The 25,291-nt window shown below is 69.8% G+C and carries 20 protein-coding genes and 1 tRNA gene; 4 read left to right on the top strand and 17 right to left on the bottom strand.

Annotated features, from left to right (window positions below):
- The first annotated feature begins 7 nt into the window (after positions 1-7).
- A complete protein-coding gene (locus TA3x_RS03335; RefSeq protein ID WP_435018682.1) occupies positions 8-1,453 on the top strand; it encodes a radical SAM protein in 1,446 nt (481 codons plus the stop codon).
- Positions 1,450-2,232: a prolipoprotein diacylglyceryl transferase gene (locus tag TA3x_RS03330; protein ID WP_435018681.1), complete on the top strand. Its 783-nt coding sequence runs from the start codon at positions 1,450-1,452 to the stop codon at positions 2,230-2,232. The genes TA3x_RS03335 and TA3x_RS03330 overlap by 4 nt, the downstream gene beginning before the upstream one ends.
- Here the strand turns inward: TA3x_RS03330 and TA3x_RS03325 are convergent.
- The 8 genes from TA3x_RS03325 to adhP form a co-directional block, all read right to left on the bottom strand.
- Complete coding sequence (locus tag TA3x_RS03325; protein ID WP_435018680.1) at positions 2,186-3,892, bottom strand: ABC transporter permease; 1,707 nt, start codon at positions 3,890-3,892, stop codon at positions 2,186-2,188. The two genes, TA3x_RS03330 and TA3x_RS03325, sit on opposite strands and share 47 nt — an antisense overlap.
- A gap of 103 nt (positions 3,893-3,995) precedes the next feature.
- On the bottom strand, positions 3,996-4,781 hold the full coding sequence (locus TA3x_RS03320; RefSeq protein WP_435018679.1) for a S24 family peptidase: 786 nt from the start codon (positions 4,779-4,781) through the stop codon (positions 3,996-3,998).
- Positions 4,782-5,878: 1,097 nt separating this feature from the next.
- Positions 5,879-7,792: a heavy metal translocating P-type ATPase gene (locus TA3x_RS03315; RefSeq protein ID WP_435018678.1), complete on the bottom strand. Its 1,914-nt coding sequence runs from the start codon at positions 7,790-7,792 to the stop codon at positions 5,879-5,881.
- A gap of 3 nt (positions 7,793-7,795) precedes the next feature.
- Positions 7,796-9,385 carry an AAA family ATPase gene (locus tag TA3x_RS03310; protein WP_435018677.1) on the bottom strand — a complete coding sequence of 530 codons (1,590 nt, stop codon included), beginning with the start codon at positions 9,383-9,385 and terminating at the stop codon, positions 7,796-7,798.
- Positions 9,386-9,452: 67 nt separating this feature from the next.
- Entirely contained in the window at positions 9,453-10,283 is an 831-nt protein-coding gene (locus TA3x_RS03305; RefSeq protein ID WP_435018676.1) for a universal stress protein, read from the bottom strand.
- Positions 10,284-10,716: 433 nt separating this feature from the next.
- Entirely contained in the window at positions 10,717-11,391 is a 675-nt protein-coding gene (phoU, locus tag TA3x_RS03300; protein ID WP_435018675.1) for a phosphate signaling complex protein PhoU, read from the bottom strand.
- 61 nt (positions 11,392-11,452) lie between these two features.
- Entirely contained in the window at positions 11,453-12,496 is a 1,044-nt protein-coding gene (locus TA3x_RS03295; RefSeq protein ID WP_435018674.1) for a zinc-dependent alcohol dehydrogenase family protein, read from the bottom strand.
- A gap of 81 nt (positions 12,497-12,577) precedes the next feature.
- Positions 12,578-13,603 (bottom strand): alcohol dehydrogenase AdhP, encoded by a 1,026-nt coding sequence (adhP, locus tag TA3x_RS03290; protein ID WP_435018673.1) that lies wholly within the window; start codon positions 13,601-13,603, stop codon positions 12,578-12,580.
- A 416-nt stretch (positions 13,604-14,019) separates the two neighbouring features.
- On the opposite strand from adhP, the gene TA3x_RS03285 reads away from it, so the two are divergent.
- Entirely contained in the window at positions 14,020-14,238 is a 219-nt protein-coding gene (locus tag TA3x_RS03285; protein ID WP_435018672.1) for a hypothetical protein, read from the top strand.
- Positions 14,239-14,258: 20 nt separating this feature from the next.
- Positions 14,259-14,588 carry a hypothetical protein gene (locus TA3x_RS03280; RefSeq protein WP_435018671.1) on the top strand — a complete coding sequence of 110 codons (330 nt, stop codon included), beginning with the start codon at positions 14,259-14,261 and terminating at the stop codon, positions 14,586-14,588.
- Between the two features lie 290 nt (positions 14,589-14,878).
- Here the strand turns inward: TA3x_RS03280 and TA3x_RS03275 are convergent, their stop codons facing one another.
- The 9 genes from TA3x_RS03275 to TA3x_RS03235 all read right to left on the bottom strand — a co-directional run bounded on the left by TA3x_RS03275 (position 14,879) and on the right by TA3x_RS03235 (position 25,120).
- Positions 14,879-15,814, bottom strand: a complete 936-nt coding sequence (locus TA3x_RS03275; RefSeq protein WP_435018670.1) for an alpha/beta hydrolase — start codon at positions 15,812-15,814, stop codon at positions 14,879-14,881.
- A gap of 244 nt (positions 15,815-16,058) precedes the next feature.
- A tRNA-Val gene (locus TA3x_RS03270) sits at positions 16,059-16,131 on the bottom strand.
- A gap of 81 nt (positions 16,132-16,212) precedes the next feature.
- The gene (locus tag TA3x_RS03265) at positions 16,213-17,565 is read right to left on the bottom strand and encodes a hypothetical protein (RefSeq protein WP_435018669.1); all 1,353 of its coding nucleotides are present in this window, start codon (positions 17,563-17,565) and stop codon (positions 16,213-16,215) included.
- Between the two features lie 359 nt (positions 17,566-17,924).
- Entirely contained in the window at positions 17,925-19,835 is a 1,911-nt protein-coding gene (gene ilvD / locus TA3x_RS03260) for a dihydroxy-acid dehydratase (protein ID WP_435018668.1), read from the bottom strand.
- A 689-nt stretch (positions 19,836-20,524) separates the two neighbouring features.
- Positions 20,525-21,454, bottom strand: coding sequence for a hypothetical protein (locus TA3x_RS03255; RefSeq protein WP_435018667.1), 930 nt, complete (start codon positions 21,452-21,454; stop codon positions 20,525-20,527).
- A 379-nt stretch (positions 21,455-21,833) separates the two neighbouring features.
- Entirely contained in the window at positions 21,834-22,454 is a 621-nt protein-coding gene (locus TA3x_RS03250; protein ID WP_435018666.1) for a hypothetical protein, read from the bottom strand.
- A gap of 243 nt (positions 22,455-22,697) precedes the next feature.
- The gene (locus tag TA3x_RS03245; protein ID WP_435018665.1) at positions 22,698-22,979 is read right to left on the bottom strand and encodes a hypothetical protein; all 282 of its coding nucleotides are present in this window, start codon (positions 22,977-22,979) and stop codon (positions 22,698-22,700) included.
- 132 nt (positions 22,980-23,111) lie between these two features.
- On the bottom strand, positions 23,112-23,804 hold the full coding sequence (locus TA3x_RS03240) for a hypothetical protein (protein WP_435018664.1): 693 nt from the start codon (positions 23,802-23,804) through the stop codon (positions 23,112-23,114).
- A 167-nt stretch (positions 23,805-23,971) separates the two neighbouring features.
- The gene (locus TA3x_RS03235; protein ID WP_435018663.1) at positions 23,972-25,120 is read right to left on the bottom strand and encodes a WD40 repeat domain-containing protein; all 1,149 of its coding nucleotides are present in this window, start codon (positions 25,118-25,120) and stop codon (positions 23,972-23,974) included.
- Positions 25,121-25,291: the final 171 nt, after the last annotated feature.

Here is a 25,291-nt window from a genome sequence, read left to right as displayed (position 1 = left end):
ACGACCGATGGCCCGGCTCCGCGACCACACGTTCCTGGGCACGACCCAGAGCCTCTGCCCGGAATGCCTGGCGCTGGTGCCGGCCAAGATCATCGCCCGGGGGCGGCGGGTCTACTTCCGCAAGAGGTGCCCGACCCACGGGTTCCGCGAGGACTTCGTCTGCTCCGACGTGGCCCTGTACGACCAGATGCAGTACAGCCTGCCCGGCAAGGTCCCGCCCGGCTTCGGCGTCGAGCCCGACAAGGGCTGCCCCTACGACTGCGGCCTCTGCACCGAGCACGAGCAGCACACCTGCATCGGGCTGGTGGAAGTCACCTCGTCGTGCAACCTCAAATGCCCGATGTGCTATGCGTCGAGCGGGCCGGGCGGGTCGCACCTCACCTATGAGGAGTGCATCCGCTCGATCGACCGGCTGGTCGAGGTCGAGGGCCGGGCCGAGGTGCTCCAGCTTTCCGGCGGCGAGCCGACGATCCACCCGGACTTCCTCCGCGTGCTGGACTACGCCGTGGCGCAGCCCATCGACATCGTGATGGTCAACACCAACGGGATCCGCCTGGCGCACGACGGCCGGATGCTCGACGCCATCGCCGCCCATGCCCCCCGGGTCGAGGTCTACCTCCAGTTCGACGGCTTCGACGACGCTGCCTCGGCCACGCTCCGGGGGGAGCCGCTGGTCGAGACCAAGCTCAAGGCGGTGGAGGAATTGGGCAAGCGCGGGATCAAGACCTCGCTGGTCTGCACCCTCCAGCCGGGGGTGAACGACCAAGAGGTCGGGGCGATCGTCCGGTTCGGCGTCGAGCGGCCCTGGGTCACCGGCATCAGCTTCCAGCCGGCCACCTACTCGGGCCGCCACGTCCTGCCCGAGGAGCTGGAGCGGCGGATCACCTACCCGGACGTGATCCGGGCCGTGGCCGAACAGACCGGCGGGATGTTCCGCGAAGACGACTTCATGCCGCTGCCGTGCGCCCACCCCAACTGCCACAGCCTGACCTACGCCTTCCGCTCGGGCGGGGCGGTCACCCCGCTCATGCGTTTCATCGACGCCCGCAAGCACCTGGACATCCTGGCCAACGGCATCCTGTTCTCGCGGAACGCGGCCCGCAAGCTGATCGAGCAATACCTGGAACGGGTCGGCGGGTGCGGGATCGGCTGCTTCCCGGAAGGGGACGGAGACCCGACGGCCGACGCGGCCTCGGACTTCTTCCGCAAGGCGGTGGCCGAGCAGTTGTCCCAGGCCGACGTGTTCCGGATCACGATCACGTCGTTCCTGGATGCCTACAACTTCGACGTCCGCCGGCTGATGAAGTGCTGCATCCACCACGTTTTGCCCAGCGGCCACGTCATCCCGTTCTGCGCCTACAACGTCCTGTATCGCGAGGGGCATGCCGTCCTCCCGGCCCTGCGCGACGCCGGGGCGGTCGAGGACCCGGCCACGATCGCGATCGGGCCATGATCGGGGGCTCGGCGATGGGGGCGACGGTCCCCTGGGTCTATCCGCTGATCATGATGGCGTCGGTGGGGACGGCGATCCTGCTCCGGGGCCGGACGCCGCAGCCCTCGGGCCTGGACCCGCGCCAGCGGTGGGGGATCGGCCTGGGGGCGTTCTGCGGGGCGATGATCGGGGCCAAGCTGCCGTTCGCCCTGGCCGACTGGGAGGGGTTGCTCACCGGCCGTGCCTGGGCCGAGAACGGCAAGACGATCGTCTTCGGGATGGTCGGCGGCTACCTCGGGGTCGAGATCGCCAAGGCCCTGCTCGGCGTCCGCGTGAAGACCGGCGACGGCTTCGCCGTGCCGGTGGCGGGGGCGGTGGCGGTGGGTCGGCTCAGCTGCTTCGCGGCCGGGTGCTGCCACGGGGTCGCGACCCGGCTCCCCTGGGGCGTCGACTTCGGCGACGGGGTCCGCCGCCACCCGACCCAACTCTACGAGATAGCCTTCCACGCCGCTGCGGCCCTGGGTCTGGCCGCACTCCAGCGCCGGGGGCTATTCCGGGGCCAGTTGATCAAGCTGTATATCCTGGGCTACCTGGCCTACCGGTTCGCGACCGAGTTCATCCGGCCCGAGCCGCGCCTGGCCGGGGGCCTCACCGGCTACCAGTGGGCCTGCCTGGGGCTGGCCCCGGTGTTCCTGGCCCTCTGGGCCCGCGATGCCCGGTCGATGCGGGCCCGACCCGGCATGACGCCCGAGATCACCGACGACCGATCCTCCCCTCCACCCGGCCGAGGCAACGGTTGAAGGTCATCAGGGTCGCCAGCAGCAACCCGAGCGCGATCAGGGCATAGGCGACGATCCAGAAGGCGAGCCAGGCCGCCTGATGGTCCAGCCTGTGATTCGACCCATCCGACCCGCCGAAGACGGCGCTGGAGAAGCCGATCCCCCAGAACGGGCTGGCCGAGGCGACGCCGGGGCCGGCCGTCCCGGAACCCTCGCCGAACAGGATCATCCCGGCGGGGATGGCCCCGACCGTCACGACGACATAAAGCCCGGCGGTCAGCCCGATGGCCCGGCCCATCCGGGGCAGCCAGGTAGCCAGGGCCAGGCCGAGGCTGGTGATCGCGGCGCCATAAGCCAGGATCAGCCCGCCGATCAGGGCCGGGCCGAGGGCGAAGCCGGTGTGCTGCGTGGCCAGCGCCGAGGCGACGAGAACCGGCAGGACCGCCAGCGGCAGGACGCCGCGGAAGGCCCCCCACCATTTGCCCAGGACGATCGACCGCGTCGTCAGCGGCGTGGTCAGGAGCACGTCCAGGCTGCCTCGCTGGCGTTCCTCGGCCAGGCTGGTGGCGGCCGACACGCTCAGCAATAGCAGGCCGGCCGACGCCTGGAAGCCGTTGAGCACCGCGCCGAGATCGCGGGCGATCATCCCGGCGCCTCGGAGTGCGTCGAAGATTGCCCAGGAACTGGCTCCCCCGGAGGCCAGCCCATAAAGGCCCCAGATGAAGACCGTCCAGCGCGACGGCCGCCGCCGATGCCACTCGCGCCAGAGCACCGGGTTGAAGTCGAGCGACGGCGACGGCAGCCGCCGCCCGAGCCGGCGTTCCCGGGCCGGCCGGCCCACGCCCCCTGACTGCCGGATGACGACCGCCCGGATCCGCCAGGTCGCCGTCGCGGCCAGGATCGCCGAGGCCGCCAGCCCGAGCAGGCAGAATCGGGCCTGCTCCGCCAGCCCGACCGGGCCCATCCCGCCCGGGGCCCCCAGCGGCGCGAGCACCAGGAAGATCGGGTTGTAGGGCAGCAGGGCCAGGGCGTTCGGGATCCAGGACGGCCGTGCCGACCAGGGCAGCGTCGCCGCCAACCCCGCCCAGGCCGGCGCCGCCACCAGCCAGGCGATCCCGAAGGCGTAGGTCGCCAGCAGCACCTCGTGGGTCTTCTTCCCCCAGACCGACAGGGCCAGGGCCAGGCTGCAGCCGAAGACGCCGCAGGCCAGGCAGACCAGCATCGCCCCGACCAGCAAGGCCGGATCGACGCCGCCGAACGGGGTGGCCAGCGCCAGGACCGGGGCGGCGCAGGCGATCAGGCCGAGCACCGGCACCAGTCGGCCCGCCAGCTTTCCCAGGACGATCTCGCGGGCGGTCAGGTCGGTCGCGAGCAGCAGGGCCAGGTTCCCCCGGGCCTTGTCCACGCAGATCGCACCGGCCGTCGCCGCCGGCGCCGCCAGGCCGACCAGCCCGAGCAGGATCAGCGACGTCGCGGCGTAGAACTCCCGCCCGATCTCCGCCCACTGGCGGATCGACAGGTCCTCCGATGTGTCCTGCTGATCCAGCCAGACGCCCGACAGACCCAGCAGGAGGAGCAGGACCAGCAGCGACCGCAGCGCATACCCCTGCCAGGCCCGCGAGGCCGCACGCCATTCCTGGGCGAAGACCGGGCCCAGCATCGGCCAGTCGCGCGTCGCCATGGGCCTGCCCTCCGCCTCCGCCCCCCGCGACGGGCCCGCGGCCCGCCCGGACAAACTTTACATCGCAAAGCCATCGCGGGGCAAGGGGCTCCCGGGCCCGGCCTCAGACCGGGCCGATCCGATTCCACGAGAAGACGACGGCCCCGATGAGGGGGGAAGGGCCGCCATTGTTGCTCTCGATCGGGATCGCGGGGAATTCCCGGCCCGGCTGGTTCGGGCGGAAGATCAGATGGCCGCCCGATCGGTCGAACCAGCGGATCAGGGGGACTCCGCCGGGGCGGGCCGCCACGATCTGCCCCTGGAGCACGCGCGGGTCGGTCGCGGACAGGTCGATCGCCACGATCGAGCCTTCGGCGAGCATCGGGTGCATGGAGTCGTCGGTCATGCGGACGGCGATGGTCCGCTCGGGGTTGGCGATCCAGTCGCGCGTGGCCAGGACCTCGCCCTCGCCGCCCGAGTCGTCGGGGATGTCGTCGACGAGCGATCCCAGGGGGAACAGGCGGATCGGCACGTAATCGGGCGGCGTCCCCGCGTCGGGTCGTTCCCGTCCGAGGGTGGCCTCCAGCCTCTCCAGCCCCCGGCGCAGCAACTCGATCGGAGCGAGTTCTCCGTCCTGCTTGCCTTCGGCGGGGCCGTTGTATTTCGGGCCCTCGCCGGTGAGCAGCCAGACCGGGCTGGCCCCCGTCATTTCGATGAATTCGAGCAGGACCTCGGCGGGCACGGTCACCCCGGACTCGTAGTTGTACCACACGCGCACGGGCAGGTTGAGCCGCCGGGCCAGTTCGGGCCCGCCGCGATCCCCGAAGAGTTCCTGGCGGATCTCCCGCAGGCGTTCAGAAATGGATGCTTTCAAGGCGATCCGATGGGTGGGACTCTTGCGCCGGGCCATTTCCGAGACTCCTGCAACCTGGTGTAGCTCACGCACGCTCGGGCCAATCTCGGAAGAAAATAGCAGGACGGTCGAATCAATTCCCATATAGCTCGTCACCAAGTCGAATCCGATCGCCCTTTGGCGATGATGCCCGCGCTCCGGCGACGCCCGGCCCTGATCGGTTGATCGCGTGCATTCGGGAGACGATACTGGCGCGAAGGGGCCCCGGGATGCGATCATCGGATCCCGGTTCGGCGGAACCTCGACGAGCCCGAGTCACAAGTGTGCCTTGATCGTTGTAGTAGTCATGGGAGAGGACCTGGACTCCCGAAGCACGATCATCGTCGCGGTCAAGCCCCCGGAGACCGCCGTCGCGGGCCGCGGTGAGGCATCGGCTCGGCCGGATCGCGCGGCGCGGAGTGCAGGCCGACTCGACCGGCACCGTGGCCGCGTCCCCCGAAGATCGCCGAGGCGGGCGCCCCCTGCACGCCGGCCCGGACCGATCCCGCCGCACCGTCCCCCACGTCGCCATCGCCCCGATCCATGGCGGAATCGCCCGCCAGGGCAACCCCGATGGTTCACGCACGAACAGATTACGATTTTCTACGGCGTGAGAAAGAACAAGCTGATCCCATGAACCGTATAGTAGGCATCGAGAGCACAATCTCGCCGACGAGCGAACGGGTCGATGCCGACCCCGTGGCCGGGCCGCAAGGCCGGGGCCGACGACATGACGCCAGGTGAAAAGCCAGGAGGAACCAGGCCGATCTCCCCGGGGGGGACGAGGTCGGTCCGGGGCACCGTCCGCCGGGGGGAGCAATCCCCTCGGCGGCGGATCACCGGGAGAATTTATCGCCGACGAGCAATCGGGTCGATGCCGACCCCGTGGCCGGGCCGCAAGGCCGAGCCCGACGACATGACGCCCAAGCGATGAGCCAGGAGCAGCCAGGCCGGCCTCCCCGGGGGGGAAGAGGTCGGTCCGGGCGCCGTCCGCCGGGGGGAGCAATCCCCCCGGCGGCGGTGCAGCTTGCGAACCGAGCGAATCTCCACGCGAGCACTCTTGCGGCTGTCGCGACACTCCTCGAATCCCCGCCGCTTGCCGAACGACGACTCGCTCAGGCCGACGCCGCCGGGGCCGATTCATAGTCCGTGAGCGTCCGCGGCGGGATGGCCATCCGCAGCGCATTGACCACCGCGAGCACGTCGATCACCTCCTGCGCGATGGCCCCGGCCACCGGCGGCAGATATCCGGCCGCGGCGATCGCCATGCCGATCAGGCTCAGCGACATGCCGCCGATGGCGCTTTGCAGCGCGATGGCTCGCAGACGCCGGCTGATATGGAAGAATTCGTCGATCTTCGCGAGCGAACTGTCCAGGATCACGGCCCCGGCGGCCTCGGCGACGATGTCGCTGTTCTGGCCGAGGGCGATCCCGACCGTCGCGGCGGTCAGGGCCGGGGCGTCGTTGATGCCGTCCCCCAGGAACACCGTCCTGGCTTTCTGCGTCTCCCGGCGGACGAGTTCCAGCTTCTGCTCGGGGGTCTGGTCGGCGAGGACCTCCGAGATCCCGACCCGTTCGGCCAGATACCGCGCCTCCGACTCGCGGTCCCCGGTGACCAGCATCACGCGTTCGAGGTGGTGCCGCGGCCCCAGGTGGCGGATGAACCCGGCCCCGCCGGGCCTCGGCTCGTCGCGGAAACGCAGCGTGCCCGCGTAGCGGTCGTCGATCAGGCAGACGCACTCCAGTCCGCCGACGCTCGGGGGCAACTCTCGCTCGACCTGCGGGTCTTGCGCGATCAGTTTCTTGCGGCCGGTGATCCGGACCCTCCTCCCGCCGAGCATCCCCGCCAGCCCCTCGCCCGGCCGTTCCTCCGCCTGGTCGACCTCGCGGAGCGTCGCCCCGGCCGCGCGGGCCCGCTCCAGGACCGCGCCCGCCAGGGGGTGCTTGGAGTATCGCTCCAGGCTGGCGACCAGCCCGAGCAGTTCGCCCTCGTCGAGCCCGGGCCGGGGGATGACCTCGGTGAGCCTCGGCCTGCCGTAGGTCAGCGTCCCGGTCTTGTCGAAGATGGCGGTGCGACAGGTCTCGATCGTTTCGAGGACGGCCGGATCCTTGATGATGATCCCTCGCCGGGCCGCCAGCGAAATCGCGCCGATGATCGCGACCGGGATGGCGATGAGGAGCGGGCAGGGGGTGGCGACCACCAGTACGGCCAGGAACCGGATCGGCTCCCCGCTCGCCGCCCAGGCGGCCAGGGCAATGGCGATGGCCACCGGCGTATAGATCGTGCCCAGGCGATCGCCGAGGCGACGCAGGCGGGGCCGTCGCTGCTCCGAGCCGCGCATCACCCCCATGATCCGGGCGTAGCGCGAGTCCACCGCGAGCTTCTCCGCCTTGATGGTGAGTGCAGCGTCGCCGTTGATGGCCCCGGAGAGCACGGCCGAGCCGGGCACCTTGGACATCCGATACGGCTCGCCCGTCAGGAACGACTCGTCCATCGACCCACGGCCCTCGATGACCGAGCCGTCGACCGGGCAGATCTCGTGCGGGAGGACGACCAACTCGTCGCCGATGGCGACTTCGTCCAGCGGGACGTCGATGATCCCATCGCCCCGCTTCCGGTGCGCCTGCGAAGGCATGCGCCGGGCCAGGGCGTCCAGGACGGACGAGGCGCTGCGGACGGCATACCCTTCCAGGGCCTCGCCCCCCGACAGCATGAGGACGACCAGGCAGCCGGCCAGGTACTCGCCGAGGAGGACCGAGGTGACGATCGAGATCCCGGCCAGGAGGTCGGACCCGAAATCGAGCCGGATCAGCTTCCCCAGCAGTTCGAGGAGGAGCGGGCCGCCGCCCAGGACCAGGCAGATGGCCAGGGGCAGGGTCTCGAACGAGATCCCGAGGAAATCGCCGCCGGCATGGACGCCGAAGCGGATCAGGAGATGCAGCGCGATCGCCGCCAGCGAGAGGCCCGCGATCATCGCCTGGAGGCGGCCCGCCTTCGCGGGCGGGCCCCCCGACCGAGAATCATCCATCGATCAATCCTCGATCCCGAATTCCCGGAGTGCGTCGAGGGCGACGGAGATCGCCGCTTCACGCGTCCCTCCGGCGTCGATCTCCCGCGTCGCCCTCCGCGTGGCGGAGCCCACCTCCTCCCAGTGCGAGGCGGCCGCGAGGTGGATCGACCAATCCGCGTCGGAGGCATCACCCCGGCGGCCCCGGATCCGTTCCCGGGCCACGTCCGGATCCGCCCGACAGAGGAGGAAGACCGCCGGGACGCCCAGGCTCGTCGCCAGGTCGAGGAAGCGCCGCCGATCCTCCTCCCGGCCGAAGCTCGCGTCGACCACGACCCGCTCCCCCTCCAGGAGGAGCGCCCCGGCCCTCCGCGAGCACTCGGCGTAGGTGCGTTCCCCCCACTCCCGGCCGTAGATCCCCTCCCCATATCCGGCTCGCGCCGAGTCTCCCCCGGCCAGCCCGGCCAGTTCCTTGCGGACGACGTCCGAGCGGATCACGGCGAACCCCGAGCGGTCGGCCAGGGCTCGGGCCAGGGTGGACTTGCCGGTGCCGGGGAGCCCGCCGACCAGCACGAGGCCGGGGCGACGGCCCGGGGCCTCCAGTTCCCCCAGCGCCAGGAGCCAGCAGGCGCGGGCCTTCTCCAGGGCGAGCGCACGATCGGCGGCCGGGATCTCGCCTTCTTCGTGCTTCAGGCCCTCGACCTTGGCCTTCACGACGGCCCGGTACGCGGAGTAGAAGGGCAGAAGCGCACGGCCCTCGGCGTCGCCCGAGGCCCGGAAGTAGGCCCCCGCGAAGGCCGCCCCCAGGTCCCCCCGGCCGGCCCGGGCGAAGTCCATGACGAGGAAGGCCATGTCGGCCACCGGATCGGCGTGGCGATATCGATCGGAGAACTCGATGCAGTCCACGATCGCCAGGTCGTCGGGCGGGCGGCGTCCTGGATAGAGATAGACGTGGCCGAGCCTCAGGTCCCCATGCGTGTCGCGCGGGACATCCCGCGCGGCCCGCGACTCGATGACGGGCCGGAGCCGGGCCAGGGCCTCCTCGGTCAGCGCCCGTACCCTCTCGAACACCGGCCGGGCGACCGTGACGCCCGCGTGCCGCGCGGCCTGCTCGAAGTTCTCGCGGGCGTTCCCGGCGACCACGTCGAATCGCCCGCCGGCCGAGATGTCCGGGCCGGACGCGGCGTCCGCGTGGAATGCGGCGACGCGGGCCGCCAGGTCCTCCACCTGCGGCGGGCCGATCTCGTCGCGACGGACCCGTTCCCGGAGCGTGTCCCCTTCGGACAGGCGGATCATCTCCACCGCCCACTCGACCGCGTCGCCCGGGCCTCCGAAGGCGAGCTTCGCCCCCCGGCGGACCACCGGCAGGACACCGAGGTAGACCGAGGGCGCCAGGCGGCGATTCAGGGCGACCTCGCGTTCGCAGAAGAAGCGCCGCTTCTCCAGGGTGCTGTAGTCGAGGAAACCCAGGTCGAGGGGCTTCTTGATCTTGTAGGCGTGGGGGCCGGCGAGGAAGACGACCGAGATGTGGGTCTGATGCACTTCCACCGCGTCGACGGGGTCGGGATAGGCGGCCGGATCCGAGAGGGCCGCGATCAGGTCATCGAGTTCCATCGCGAACTCCCCGGGTGCGACGCGGCCCGGGCCGCCGGATCGACCCCGGCCGGGCGCGGGCGGCCCGTCAATGATACAGGAACATCGGAACCGGGCTGCGTCCCATCATCGACCGGGTGGCCGATCCGATGAAGAACTCGCGGAGGGCCGGCTGGCCGTAGGCCCCCATCACGAGGAGGCCGACGTCCTGGGGCCGGATCTTCTCCAGAAGCACGTCCGCCGGCCGGCGGCCGGATTCCACCGGGTCGGCGACCGCGTCGAGCCCGTGCGACTTGAGATATTCGACCGCGCGATCGGCCCGACGCGCGGCGTCGATCCTCGCCTCGGAGACGCTCACGACGCGGATCTCTCGCCCCTGGCCGAGCCCGGACGCCCGGAAGGCCGCGACGGCGCGGGAGGCCTGGAGGCTGCCGTCGTAGGCAACCATGACCGATTCGCCGTCGCCCAGCTCGCCCGGCACGGCCACCACGGGCCGGGGGCTGTCGGCCAGGACGCTGGCGAGCGTGGTGTCGGGCTCGCCCTCCCAACCGAACCGGAAGTGGGTCTTCTGGCCGAGCATGATCAGGTCGAAGCGTTGCGCCTCCTCGCGGATGCGGGCGTGCGGGGTGCCGACGTCTTCGAGCGGCTTGAATGCCACGCCCGCCTCCGCGCAACGGAGCGCGGCCCGCGACAGGGTGCCCTGGACCCGGGCCCGGATCTCGGCCAGGAGTTCCGCGTTGAGGCGTTCGAAGTACACCTCGCCCACCAGGAATTCCTCCACCCCGTGGAGGCCCGGCTCGTCGATGCAGCCCATGCCGACCAGCAGGGCGTCGGATCGCCTGGCCCATCGGATGGCCAGTTCCAGGGCGGAATCGCCGTTATCGGACCCATCGAGGCCGACCAGGATCGAACGCAGCATGGAGTGGCACCCCTTGTTTTCGACCGCCACCGACGACCAACCCAGGCGATTCAATCATATTCCGATATCCACCCGGCGTCATCCAGGATCCCGCCCGGGGAGGTTCGCGCCGCGGGCCGGCTCGTGCAACCGACGCGATCCATCGCGTGTCGGAGGATCGGCGACGTCGCGGCGACCGGGCCTGCCGGATCGGCTCCTCTCGGATCCGGCCGTCGGACTCGGCCGGGGCACGCGCCCCCGATCTGCACAAGGAATGCTTATCTTCATCGCATGCCGCCGCTCGGGCAACCCCCCGGGCAGATTCAGGCGCCGGGGTCGGTCGCGCCGATGAGCCCGGCCCCGATCGCCCGGGACGGCGACCTCGCCCACGGAATCGATCCCGAACGCAGGCGGGATGCGGGGGCCGGCCCATCGACCGGTCCCGCAATCGCAGTCATCCCGGCCCGGCCCCCGGCTCGTGGAGGTGGCGGACGATCTCGCCGTCCCGGAGGTAGACCACATCCTCGGCGATGTTGGTCGCATGATCTGCGATCCGCTCGAGGTGACGCGCCACCGAGGCCAGGCCGAGGGCCGCCTCGATGCGACCGGGATCCGCCCGGATCATCACCGCCATCTCCTCCCGGATGATCCGGTCGAGCCGGTCGACCTCGTCGTCCATCGCCAGGACGCTCCGGGCCAGCATGACGTCGGAGCCCACGAAGGAGTTGAGCCCGTCTCCGACCATTTGAAGGGCCCGATCCGCCATCGCGCGGAGGGCCCCGGGGATCTCCAGCCCGCCCGGCGACCGGGCGAGGGCCAGCGCCTGCTCGGCGATGTCGACGCCCAGGTCCCCGATCCGCTCCAGGTCCGTGTTGATCTTCAGGGCGGCGATGACCCGCCGGAGGTCGCCGGCCGCCGGTGTGGAGAGGACCAGGATCCGGATGCACGCCTCCTCGATCCGGACCTCCTCGCGGTCGATCGCCGCGTCCTCCTCGATCACGCGGCGGGCCAGGTCGGGCCGGCCTTCTTCCAGCGCCCTCACCGCGTCGCGGACGGCCGCAATGACCACCATCGCGAGATCGATGATCTCGGCGGTGAGGCCTTCCAGTTCCTGGGCGAATCGCTTCATGGTCTGGTCCTCCTGGGTCGTTCTCGGCCCCGGATCGGGGGAAGATGATGATGACCCGCCCTCAACCCGCCTCGGGGCGGCCCACCCTCAGGATCTTGGCCCCGCGGATCTGCCCGCCCTTCAACTCGACCAGGGCCCGATTGGCATCCTCCAGCGCGAATTCCTGCACCTCGGGCCGGATCGGGATCTCGGCCGCCAATCGGAGGAATTCGCGGACATCGGCCCGGGCGACGTTGGCGACGCTCTTGATCTCCTTCTCCAGCCAGAGATGCCGGGGGTAATCGAGCCCGAGCAGGGCTTCCTTGTCCGAATCCTCCTTGCGGATCGCGTTGATGACCAGCCTCCCGCCGGGCGCGAGGTTCTCCAGCGCGGAGACGATGGGCAGCCACGCCGGGGTCGTGTCGATGATCGCATGCAGAGGCTCGGGGGCCGGTTCGGAGATGCCGCCCGCCCAGCTCGCCCCCAGTTCGCGGGCGAACGCGCGTTCCGCCTCGCCCCGGGCGAAGACGAAGGTCCGGGTCCTGGGGAACCGGTGGCGCACCAGCTTGAGGACCAGGTGCGCCGAGCCGCCGAACCCGGTCAGCCCCAGGGACTGGCCGTCCACCAGCCCGGTCAGCCTCAGCGAGCGGTAACCGATCGCCCCCGCGCACAGGAGGGGGGCGGCCTCCGCATCCGAGAGGGCCCCGGGGATCGCGTGGGCGAAAGCGGCGGGCGCCGTCATCCGCTCGGCATAGCCGCCGTGGGCGTCGCGTCCGGTCGCCCGAAAGCGTTCGCAGAGGTTCTCCTCGCCGCCCCGGCAGTGCGGACAAATCCCGCACGCCGAGAAAATCCAGGCGACGCCGACGCGATCGCCGACCCGGAACCCCTCCGCCCCCCGGCCCAACGCCTCGACCTGGCCGACCACCTGGTGGCCGGGGATGATCGGGAGGCGCGGCGGCGGGGTCCGCCCCTCGATCTCATCCAGCTCGGTATGGCACACGCCGCAGGCGGAGACGCGGATCAGGATCTCGCCCTCCGCCGGGGACGGGTCGGACCAGTCGGCCTGCTGGAGCGGCGTCGGGTTGGCCCCGATCGGGCCGATCTTGCTGAGCAGCATCGCACGCATCTGTGTGCTCCTCCCGGCCCACATCCGGCCCGCGATCGGGGCGACCGGCCGACAACATCGCCTCGCCCCGGTCCCGACTCATCACCGGAGGTCGAGCACGATCCGGCCCTCGATCTGACCTCGCCTCATCCTGTCGAAGACGTCATTGATGGCTTCGAGCTTCTCCGTCCGGACGTTCGCCCGCACCTTGCCCTCGCCGGCCAGCGCGATGGCTTCCCGGAGGTCGAGCCGGGTGCCGACGATCGACCCGCGGACCGTGATCCCGTCCAGCACCATCCCGAAGATCGAGAGCGGGAAGGTCCCGGGCGGCAGGCCGGTCAGGACGACCGTCCCGCCCCGGCGGACCATCCCCACCGCCTGCTCGAACGCCGAGGTGGAGACGGCCGTCACCAGGACCCCGTGGCCCCCGCCGATCTCTCGCTTCAGGAAGGCCACCGGATCGACCTCGGCGGCGTTGACCGCCACCGAGGCGCCGAGCCGCCGGGCGAGGGCGAGCTTCGCCTCGTCCACGTCCACCGCCGCGACGCGATAGCCCATGAGGGCCGCGTACTGCACGGCCATGTGCCCCAGCCCGCCGATCCCCGAGATGACGACCCATTGCCCGGGCTTCGCGTCGGTCAGCTTCAGACCCTTGTAGACCGTCACGCCGGCGCACAGCACCGGCGCGACCTGGGTCGGGTCGGCCTCCTCGGGGACCTCGCCGACGTAATCGGGGTCGGCCAGGGCATACTCGGCGAACGTGCCGTTCACCGAATAGCCGGTGTTCTCCTGGGCGAGGCAGAGGGTTTCCCAGCCGGTCCAGCAATGGTCGCAGCGGCCGCAGGCCGTGTGGAGCCAGGGGATCCCGACCCGATCCCCATCCTTGACGTGCTTCACCCCGGCCCCGACGCCCGCGACGCGGCCCACCCCCTCGTGGCCTGGGATCAGCGGCAGCCTCGGCTTGACCGGCCAGTCCCCGTCGATCGCGTGGAGGTCGGTGTGGCAGACGCCGGTCGCCTCGATCTTGACCAGGATCTGGCCGGCCCCGGGCTCGGGGACCGGGATGCTCTCCACCTCCAGGGGCCGTCCGAACCCGCGGGCCACGGCCGCCATCATCGTCTTCGCCATGACGCTCTCCCAGGGAAGGGGATGGATCGGCCCGGACGCCCGCGCCGGCCGGCACCATCGTATCATTCGCGATCGCGAATGCATCCGGGTCGATCCCGAAAGTGGCGACGACCCGGAGAGGTGTCCCCCTTGGCGGGGCCGGCCTCGACCTCGACGCCAGCCGGGGGGGTCGGACGTCGGTCGAGGGCCGAGGCGGGCGAGGGGAACCACTAGCACGGGGCGGGTGCCGATGCGAGGATGTCGTCCGGGGCAGGCTCCGCTCGGGGTGACGGGCCTTATGCCCACCGCCATCGCCCCCCCGGCCGGGTCCCATCGACACAGCCCCTGTCATGCGAACGAGAGGCGAACCCTTGGAGCTACGAACGGAGGGGCTGGCATCTTGTATCATCTCCACTCCTCCGGATGACCTGGGCCGGATGTGGTGCATCGCCATCGTCGACAACCCCGGCCTTCGGCGCGAGGTTGATCGATTCCGCGTCGAGCGCACGGGACTGATCATCGGCGATGATGAGTTCAATGGCTCTCACCAGTGGAGCGGCTGCTGGCCGAGCTTGCTTGATCTGGGGCGAGGGCTTGCAGCATGCCGAAGGCCGCCGTCCCGGATCGATCAGGTCCCGGAAACCCTAGCTGCCTGACCCAACCAAGGATCGAACTCATGAAGTCCAGGACATGGATCGCGCTCGTCGCCGTCGGGGCCTTCGGCCTGGGGCTGGGCTCGACGATGCGTCTCCCCCGGGCCGTGGCCCAGAAGCCGCGAGACGACGCCACGTGGGAATACAAGGTCGCGGTCGTCTCGTTCAACCCGGGTGAGCGGCGGACCGACGAACAGCGAGCCGCGATCCTCGAAAGGACGCTGAACGAGCAGGCTCGCCAGGGATGGGAGCCGGTCGGCTCGCTCTTGTCCCGCGACGCGGTGCAGACCGTGGGCGGGGCGGTGACCACGCGGGACACGACCTCGTTCCTCGCCTTCCGCCGGAGGCGATGAACTCGGGCCCGGGACGCCGATCGGCATCCTCGGGCGCCCGCGGATGACCGATCGATCGCCGCGTAACGGGGTGACCGCGAGGTCGGCCGGCGCCATCGTCGGGATGGCCTGGGCGGCTTCAAGCACGATTCCTCGCGACCCGATCGATCTGATCCAGATCCCGGCGCCTCACATCGTCAACGCATCGGCGAGCCTGGGCGCGACCGGACATGACGCCGATCGGGCGATGACTCCCGCCACCCGGGGCATCGTCCCAAGCGAGCCGGAGCCGTCCTCGCAGCCCATCCCGATCACCCGCCGCGGCCCGATCGCGGCTCCGGGGCGGAGCATCGCCCGATAAAGTCGAGCACCGCACGGCGGTATCGCACCGGGTCGGTCGCCATCATCCCGAGGTGGCCCGCGTTCGGGAAGTTCAGCAAATCGCCGTGCGACCGCACGCGGTCGAAAAGGGCTTCCGCCTCGTCGCGGCGTGCCATCAGGTCGTCGTCGCCCGCCAGGATCAGGACCGGCACGTCGCCCGGAACGTCGCCGATCGCCTCGTGCGGCGAGATCCGATCCAGGTGCGGCAGGACCAGCGGGGCCACGGTCAGCAACCCCCGGTAGGCGATCCAGTCGAGGAGCGGCGGCAACTCGTTCTCGGTCCGGTTCCGGACGGCGACCCGGAGGTCGCGATACGGGCTCTCCAGGATATAACCGGAGACCCGGTGGCCGAGTTCCCCGGCGGCGAACAGGGCGGCCGCCCCGCCCAGCGAGGTGCCCAGAATCACGATCGGCTTGCCGGGGCGACGGTGTTCCAGGAACTCGACGGCGGCGACGACATCACCCCGGGCGCCGTAGCCGATGTCGTTGTAATCGCCGGTCGAATCGCCGTGAGCCCGGAGCGAGATCAGCAGCGCCGAACATCCTTCCTTCCCCAGCAACTCGGCACGATCCAGGCAATTCCAGCGGCTCCCCTTGTTGCCGTGGAGCAGCAGGATGGACGGAGCATCCTCCCTCCCCTGAGCATACCAGGCACCGATCTCGTGACCGTCTCCGGTCGAGAGCCGATGCGACTCGTAGGCACCCCAGGCGACGGCGGGCGCTGTCTCGGGGAACGGAGCCCGACTGCGATGGGTGAGCCGATAGGCGACCGCCCAGGACACGAGCAACCACGCCGCCAGGAGATAACCGGCGATCCGCAACGACCGGACGATGCGCCGTCGCCATGCCGAACCAGGGGACATCATCGCCGATGATCCTCGGTTGAGATGGGGCCCGATCTCCCACCAGGCGGCCTGATCGCAATCGGCCGATTCTCCACGCCCACCCGCAAGCGACGCGGCGTCGTGCCCCGGACTGATCCTACCGCCGGGGGATGGTTCGCCACCAGACGAAGTCGCCCCGTCTCCTCGGGGGAAAAGACGGGGCGATTCTTTCGATGCTGGACGGGATGACGAGACCGGATCCCGTACCAGGCTTTTCGTAAGTCTATGGGCGGCGCTGGATTCGAACCAGCGACTTCCACCGTGTGAGGATGGCACTCTAACCGCTGAGTTAGCCGCCCGGGCTCCTGGCTTGCGGGTCCAAGTGTATTGAAGTTGGCCCGCCGCCGCAAGGGGGTTGTCCGGACGGCGTCTCGGCGAGATCAGTGGCGGCGGCGGCTGATCAATTCCCGCCTCATGCCTCGCCGATGCTGGTCGGCGAAAATCTCGAAGAGGTCGTCGGGCTCGCCGGGCCGGGTGAGGTCCTGGCCCGTCTTGACGACGGCAAGGTAGGCGACGCACATCTCGTCGGCGGAGCCGAGGCCGAATTTGACCAGCTTGGGCGGGCGGTTGGGGTTGCCCGGCCGATTCGTGTTGTCGAACCGGCCGACGACGTGGATAGTCGAGCCTTTGGGCAGGTGCAGCGGGGCCTCGTAGGTGTAGGTCCCCTGCCAGTCGGGGTCCCAGTCGGCGATGTGAAGCAGGTTGACGACGCGATTGTCGGGCAGGGTGGCGGTAATCGTCATGTCGCGCCCGAGTTGGTGCATGTGGGGGGCGACGGCCAGCAGTTCGACGTCGACCGGGACGAACCATTTCGCCTTGACCTTGACGTCGGCCTCGCCGGCCGGGAGGCGGATGTCCTGGCTCATCACCCCCTTCCACTGGAGGGTCTGCCGGACCGGCTTCCGCGAGAAGTGGAGGCCGATCCGGGTGCGGTCGACCTCGGGCTTGCCGACCGGGTGATAGTGGACCAGGAGGATCACGTCGGCCTTGCGGGGCAGCGAGCGGCCCACCCCCTCCGGGAGCCGGGCGGGCTCGTTGCCGGGCGCCCAGCCGCCGAGGTCGCCGATGATCTCGACCCCTGCGTTCGCGTAGCTCTCGTAGCCCGGCCCGGGGTCGGCCTTGTCGCGGGCCCGGCCGGCGCCGGCGGTCTCGACGAACGACATCAGGTGGTGGACGACCCGGCGATTGCCCGGCCGGTACTCGATGGCCGACACGTAGACGTCGTCCGGGAGGTTGGTCGGTATCACGAAGCAGCGGTAGAAGTCGGCCCCGGTGGCGGGGACGGTGTAGGACTCCGACGGCTCCAGCACCAGGTCCGGCGTCCCCAGGGCCCAGTCGTCGACGATCGGGCGGGCGGCCGGGGCCTGGCACGCCTCGCCCGGGAGTGCGCCCGACTCGGCCCAGCGGGAGATCGTGGCGACCTCGGCCGGGGAGAGCGACCGGTCGTGGCGGAGCTTCGGGCCGAATCCCGGCTCCGGCTTCCACGGGGGCATGCGCCGGTCCTGGACCACCGCGGCCAGGTCGTCGGCCCGCTTGCGGGCATGCTCGTAGGTCACCAGCGGGAACGGCCCGACCTGGCCGGCCTGGTGGCATTCCTGGCATTTCTCTCGGAGGATCGGGGCCACGTCGCGGGAGTAGGTGGGGATGAATAGCTCGGCCGCGACGGCCGGGACGCCGGCCAGGGCGCACGAAACGGCGAGGAGTCGGGCGGCCCGCGCAAACACGATCCTCATCCGGATGGGTCCTTCCTGACGGGGCACGACGTGCCCATCGGGATCCTGGACGGGTCCCCCGGAGGCGCATCGATGGATCAACGCATTAAAAGGCGACGAAAGCCCGCGATCAGGACGACCGCGGACGGGCAGACATCGGCGGCCGAGGAGGGCCGCAGAGAAAGGTCATCGGCCAGAATAGCACGGGGCGAGATCGGACGATACGGGCAACACTGAGATTCTTCGGCGATGTGCCGAATGCGCAAGGGATCCGGGGCAGATGTGGCGATTCGGCAACGAATCGGGGGAGGGCCGGGGCCGGACATCGCCGACGCCCCGGGCCCTCCCCCGGTTGGGATCTCAACAACGCGGGTGGTGGATCAGTCCCACTGGAGGATGGCGCCGGTGTGGGCGCTGGTGGCCATGGCGGCGTACTTGCCGAGGTAGCCCTTGGTATACCGGGGCTTGGGCTTGACCCATTTGGCCTTCCGGGCGGCGAGTTCCTCGTCGGAGAGCCGGACGGCGAGCTTTCCGCCGTAGATGTCGATGTCGATGATGTCGCCCGGTTCCAGCAGGCCGATCGGGCCGCCCACGGCCGCCTCGGGGCTGACGTGGCCGATCGAGGCCCCGGCGGTCCCGCCGGAGAACCGGCCGTCGGTGATCAGGGCGCACTTGTCGCCCAGCCCGACGCCCTTGATGGCGGTGGTCGGCGCCAGCATCTCCTGCATGCCGGGGCCGCCCTTGGGCCCTTCGTTGCGGACGATGACCACGTCGCCGGCCTTGACCTTGCCGAAGACGATGCCGTTATAAGCGTCCTCCTCGTTCTCGAAGATCACCGCCGGGCCGCTGTGGACCAGCATCTTGGGGTCGACGCCGGCCGTCTTGACCACGGCCCCTTCGGGGGCGAGGTTGCCGCGGAGCACCGCCAGCCCGCCCTCCTGCGAATAGGCGTTCTCGCAGGTGCGGATCACGTCGTAGGGGTCGAAGCCGTCGCCGCCGGCGGGGGGCAGGCCGTTGCCGTTGCCGCCGCCCGCAACCGGCTCATCCTCCCCCTCGGCGTCCAGCAGCGCGACGCCGGCCACCTGGGAGCGCCCCTCGGCCACCACGCTCGGGACCGTCCAGGCGCGGGTGGTCCGCTCTCCGCCGGGCCGGACCCGGGTCATGGCGTGGGCCGTCTGGCTGGCGGTGTGGCCCCGGATGTCGTGCTCGGCGATGTTCTCGCCCAGGGTCTTGCCGGTCACCGTCGAGCAGGTCAGGTCCAGGAGGCCCGGCTTGCCCCGGGCGATCTCGCCCAGGATCGCGTGGATGCCCCCGGCGCGGGCCACGTCCTCGATGTGGTAGCTGCTGGACGGGGCGACCTTGCAGATGTTGGGCGTCTGGGCCGACAGCTCGGCGATCCGGTCCAGGGTGAACGGGACGCCGGCCTCGTAGGCGATGGCCAGGATGTGCAGCACGGTGTTGGTGCTGCCGCCCATGGCCATGTCCAGGATCATCGCGTTGTCGAATGCCGCCTTGGTGGCGATCTCGCGCGGGAGGATGCCGTGCCCTTCGCCCAGACGGCCGAAGTCCTTGGCCATCGCCACGATCCGCTCGGAGGCGGCCTTGTACAGGGCCTTGCGGTCGGCGGAGGTGGCCAGAATCGTCCCGTTGCCGGGCAGGCCCATACCCAGGGCCTCGGCCAGGCAGTTCATGCTGTTGGCGGTGAACATCCCCGAACAGCTGCCGCAGGTGGGGCAGGCGGCCTTCTCGATCGCGTCGAGTTCCTCGGCGGTGATCGTGCCGTTCTGCCGCTTGGCCCCGGCGACGAAGGCGTCGATCAGGTCGATCGGCTTGCCGTCCTCGGTCTTGCCCGCCTCCATCGGCCCGCCGGAGACGAACAGGGTCGGGATGTTGACCCGCATCGCCCCCATGAACATGCCGGGCACGATCTTGTCGCAGTTGGGGATGCAGATCATCCCGTCGAAGCGGTGGGCCTCGATCATCGTCTCGACGCTGTCGGCGATGATCTCGCGCGAGGGCAGGGAGTATTTCATCCCCGAGTGGCCCATGGCGATGCCGTCATCCACCCCGATCGTGTTGAACAGGAACGGCACGCCGCCGGCGGCGCGGACGCATTCCTTCACGTAGTTGCCCACCTCCTGCAGGTGGACGTGGCCGGGGATGATGTCGACGTGGCTGTTGCAGATCGCGATGAACGGCTTGTTCCAGTCCCCCTCGCCGACCCCGGTCGCCCGCAAGAGGCTGCGGTGCCCGGCGCGGGAGTCCCCCTTCTTGATCGTATCGGAACGCATCGACGGTGCGGTCTGGTCGGAGGACATGGGCGGCATCCGGGTCGGAGGAACTTCGGGATTCGGATCGCGGGACGTTCCATCTTATCCGCCCGGGATCGGGCTTCCAAGACTCGCGAGATCGGGAAGGCCGGGCCGCGTATGCCTTCGACGCCCGGGCGGGCTTGCCATCTGGAAAATGGGCGGCCTGGGTTCCGGGTGGCTGTGGTTGGCTTGCCAACCACGGCGCCGGCGAGACCATTGCGAGCGGTGAAGTGGCGGGAGTCGACCGAGGGTGCCCGATGCCGCATCGGCCATCACCCCGGGATCGCGTCGCCGGCGCCGTGGTTGGCAAGCCAACCACAGCCACCCAAGGCAGGAAGCATTGTTCTCCGGGATTCGTTGGGTTCGTCCTGTCTTTTCCCTTGAACCGAGCGGCAAATGGGTTCGTTCCGTCCCTGACTGTCCCATCGACCGGGCGGCAAATGGGTTCGTTCCGCTTCTCGGGCTGGGGGCGGCCGGGTTGCGGTCGCAGGCCCACGCCGGTTGGCGAAACGGAGGGCCGGTCGCGGCGGAATCCGGCCCGAAAACCGGGTCGTGCGTGCGCCAGATTGCCAAAAAGCGGGTCGACGGCCGGGGGCGGACGCGGGGGAGCCGGCCCGGTCCTGATTCCAGGACGGGCGGATGGGGTACGCGTCGCGGCGGATGCGGGCTCAGGTGTCGAGGCGGTCGGCGCGGCGTTGTTTCGCCTGGCGGCGGGCCCGCTCCTTCAGCAACCGGGGCTCGGGACGTCGGGCCGGCCCCGGTTCCCGGTCGACCTGGGGTGCTTCGGCCTCGGGCACGGCCTCGGATTCGGCGTCAACCGGCGCCGGGTCGGGCTCGGACGGGTGGAGGAAGGCGAGTTCGGGGTGCGGGTGGCCGTGCTGGGGGACGACCTGGAGTTGGTGGAGGTTCCAGCGGAGTCGCTTGTGGAGCGATGCCTCGTGGCGCCGGAGCCGGCGCAGCTCGGGGGTGGTCGTTTCGCTCAGGTCGGCCATCGCCAGCGATCGGTCGAGGGCGTCGGCCTCGGCCACGGTGGCCCGGTGATCGCGGAGCGCGTCGATCTCGCGGCGGGCCAGGCTCGCGGGGTCGAGCGGGAGGCCGGGGGCGTCGATCCGGAAGTCGGGGTGGGTGCCCAGCAGGTCGTGGGCCAGCGCGATGTGGGCGTCGGTCCAGGGCCGGCCCTGCTCGATCTCGTTCGCCAGCAGCGCCCAGCGCCCGATCATCCAGTCGCAGCCGTGGGGGGTGGACCGCAGCCGGGCGACGGCGCGGGCCGGGTCGTCGGCCAGGCGGGCCCCGACCTCCTCGACCTCGCGGCGCCGGTCGTCGTCCCAGAAGCGTTCGGCCCGGAGGGCGATCCGGTCGCGCTCCCGGCGCTCGATCCGGGCGCATCGCTCCAGCCGGAGGGTCATCAGGGCGACATCCTCGGCGATCCAGGCGTGGAAGAAGTTCTGCGGGCAGAGGGCCTCGAAGTACACCTTCTCCCGATCCTTGACGTTCTGCGCGTTCTCCGGGACGCGGGAGACCGGCGTCGCGAAGCCGTCGACCAGGACGTTGGCGTCGGGATAGCGAGGGGCGGCGGCGGGGGCGATGGCCAATGTCATGATGGTGCGGCCTCACGAAGCGACGGTGCCGGGGGAAAAGTCCACCGAACACTATCGTTGCGGCGCGGCCCGATTAGCACACGATCTGCCCCGGCGGGCGAACTTTGCGCAAATTTCGAACGTCGCACTCGGCTCCGAAGACCTGCCGGGCGGGCATTCTCCACCACGCCCCGCCGAAGCTGGTGGGCGATGCTCCAGGGCGGATCGGCCCTTCGATTCGGGGGCCTTCCCAGGTGGCAGGGGTCTTGCGGCGCAGCCGCAAACCCGGAGACGACGCCCGAGATCCCGATGCCGATGGGATGTGCGACGCCCGAGCCGGAGTTGCGGCTGCGCCGCAAGACCCCTACCACCCGGCCGAACCCATTCAAATCGGCCCATTTTAATAATCGTTATTCGCTATAAATTGATACCAATCTCCCGACAGGTGACGACGTTTGTAGTCGCAACGACCGAATGGTGAACGAATGGGGTCCGGTCGGTAGGCGAATCCGTAGGAGAACTCGTCAATCGAGTCGCGAGTGGCGCGGGTGCGGAAGTAAACCCCGCCTTGGGAGTCGGTGGCGATGCGGTCCACATGATAGAGGCCGAGTCGAAGGTCGACGCGAACGTGTCTGAAATCCTCGGGCGATAGGTCGGCCAGCAGTCGCTCAAAGGCGGGCCTGGTGAAGGCGAAAGCAATCCGCTTGGGCACGTCGCAGGCTATGAGGCCGAGATCCACGATCAGGACCGCAGCCGCTATCGCCTTCCAAGGCACCCTTGACCGCCGCGGTTGAACCACACCAAACAAGTCGTCCGATCCGCTCTCCGAACTCGGCTTTCTTCGAGACGATCGCAGCAAGTAGACGAAACAACCGATGCCCAGCGCCGGGAACCAGAGGCACGAGGTGATCAGCGTGAGTCGGAAGAGGTCGGCCAAGACGCCGGGGAAGGCGCTCAGGATCAGGAGCAGGAAACTTCCAACAGAGGCGACAGCCAAGGCGATTGTCACGGTCATCTCCATGGGTGCCCTATGATCGTATTCATGGACATACTTCGTCGACTCATCCGACCGGCACGTGGTCTCGCCTCTGCTGACCCGAGGCACAATGAGAGGAGTAAAGTCTCGTAGGCTGGGTCCGGACCCAGCTTCGATCTCATCGCCAACCCCATCGCTGGGTCCGGACCCAGCCTACGTCACTTGCGACGCCCGATCCGGGGGTTGCGGCGGCGAGGCAAGACCCCTGCCAGCCGGCCGCCACCCGATTCAATTCATCCGGGTGACGACCCAGAATACGACTCGACCGGATCGAAGGACGACGACGCCTTCAACTCCGGCCATGGCTGCCCAGGTCCATGTCGGGGTACGGAATCGTCGAAACTCGTCGCCAAGTTGGATCATCACGTCCGGATTCTTGCCCGATCCCCTGCTCAGGGCAAGCTGCACTTCGTCGGCCGGGACACCCTCACCAAGAAGATCCAACAGGGTCACGCCAGCGATCGGGATGTCCTCGGGCAGCCTTGGTTCCGGGAAATGCTGGACTCGCATCGAAACTCTCCGGGCCGTCTCGCTCTATCACCATCCCGACGGCATCCCACATCTACGTGATTCCAGGGGTTTTGTCAGAACATTATGGACCAGAGGAGTCGGGTGGGCATCGCCCACACTTAACCGACGAACTCAGAGAGCCACACGGTCTTCGGCGTTGTCAGAAGAGTTGATCCGAGGTTCTCGTTTTCGCCTCCCTCGACCAGCAAGCGGGATGGCGATGATCAGGCCGCAGGAGCATCCGAGGAATGTGGCGTCAAGATCGTGCCCGATCGCGAGTCCGGTGCCGGCAACGACCGCAACTAATGGCATTAGCATAGCGGCATGGATCTTCCTCGCCGCCATGATCGAAATGGCCGCGACCGCGATCAGATTGACGAAAAATTGAGACGCCAGGGGAGTATCAGCCCCATATTGCGCACGTAAATCAACGCATAGGGTTTCCCACGTCCAATAGGCACTCCAGAGGGAGGGCGAGTCGATCGAGTGGCTGAACCACACCGAAGAGTAGAATTCCCACAAACGGAGCATCCCCGCCGGCCATCCTGCACGATGTCCGACGTGAGCCGCGACTTCTATGCTCAGGACATACAGGATGGGCAATAATCCCCCGAGGATGGCCCCACACAATCGACGTCGGACCAGGCACCCGCCCACGATCCCCAGCAGGAGAGATACGATCTGTATCAGGCCAAAGGGGGCACCAGGTCCTAGCCGTCGCACGACGCCGAGCAAGGTGGCGATCCCGATGATGACAATCATCACCGTGCCCAGCCGGAGTTGGAACGGCCTGCCCGATCGATCCGCGCCGAGTGGACTGTTCATATTATGCTCGTCAACATCCCGCGTCGCGTAGCGAGGCCCGGTGGCCGGACGATCATGGCAAGATCCGGCTTCGGGGAGGGGTCGGGTGGGGTCGGTCCATCATCGGCCGGCCGACGATGGTGCAGGGGCCGCCCGATTCGACGACCTGATGAGCCGATCGATGGTCCTCAGCGGTCGGCGGGGACATCATAGACCGAGAGGGTATCCTCGGGAACCGTGCCGGGGAACTCCACGAACGTGCTCGCCAGGGTCCGGCCGTCGAGCGTGAGGGCCAGGTCGCGGCAGGAGGGGGACATCCCCTCGAAGGCGACCAGACGGGCCCCCGTGGCGACGTCGACCAGGATGATTCGCCCGGCGATGGGCTTCCCGGCAGGGCGCGGGACCGAGTAGCCGCCGGCCAGGGCGAGGCGCCGGCAGTCGGCGGAAAAGGCCATCCGGTAGTGGTGCCGGATCGAGTCGTCCGGCGGTGGGGCGATCGAGGCCCGGGGCTTGCCCGAAGTCACGTCCCAGAGTTGCACGACGTGATCGTCGCCCAGCGCCGCCAGGGTCCGGCCGTCGGGGGAGTAGGCCAGGGAGTGGAATCTCCGGGGGGCCTCTCCGCCCCGACGATCCGCCCACGACGAGCGGACGCGGCCGGTGGCGACCTCGTGGAACGCGATCGTCTCGCGCCAGGCCGCGACGACGGCCAGGGTCTCGCCGTCGGGGGAGAACTCCGTCGCCACGACGCCGGGAGTGGCGAGGGGGACGGAGACCATCGGCGAGCCGGTCTTCAGGTCCCACGACCGGATCACGTCGTCGTCCCGCCCCGTGGAGACGGTCGCCCGGAGGGTCCGGCCGTCGGCGGTGATGGCGAAGGTCCGCCCCAGCCCGCCCATCGGGACCGTGTACAGGACCCGCCCCGAGGCGACGTCCCAGGCCCGCAAGGCGTCCGGGCCGACCCGTCGGTGGTCGCGGAGGTCGATCGGGTCGAGGAAGTTGGAAGCGACCAGGATCGCCCCGTCGGGCGAGAAGCGGATCGGCCCCGGCCCCGAGCGGAACTTCGAGAACTGCTCGTCGGCGACGCCGATGGAGCGGGGCTCGCCGATCGCGCCGAGATCGGAGAACGGGAACAGTGCGACGGTCCCATCCTGCCGGCCGGCGGCCAGGGTGGCCCCGTCGGGCGAAAAGGCCACGCCCGATCCGAATCCGGTCCCGCGCCTCAGGCGGGGCGTGGGCTGCGCCGACCCGGGCGGCGACTCCGCCGGCGCGGCGGCCAGGCCGGCGGCCCACATCCCGAGGGCGACGAGGAAGAGACGCGGGTCGACGGATCTGGCCATCGATGACTCCGATCGTGGGGGGAGGTTCAACGTGCGACTTCACGCCAAGCAGGCTGGACACCCCCGCCATTCCCCGACGAAGGGGTGGGCGATGTCCACCCGACTCCGCTGCCGGCAAGGGGGGGCAATGGGTCAGCCCTCGGTCCGTTCGCACGAAGCACATGACAGGCA

Source organism: Tundrisphaera macrotermitis (assembly GCF_051175315.1).
GTDB lineage: Bacteria > Planctomycetota > Planctomycetia > Isosphaerales > Isosphaeraceae > Tundrisphaera.
The sequence above is the reverse complement of the archived record's forward strand: the minus strand, read 5'-3'. Positions and strand labels throughout refer to the sequence as shown.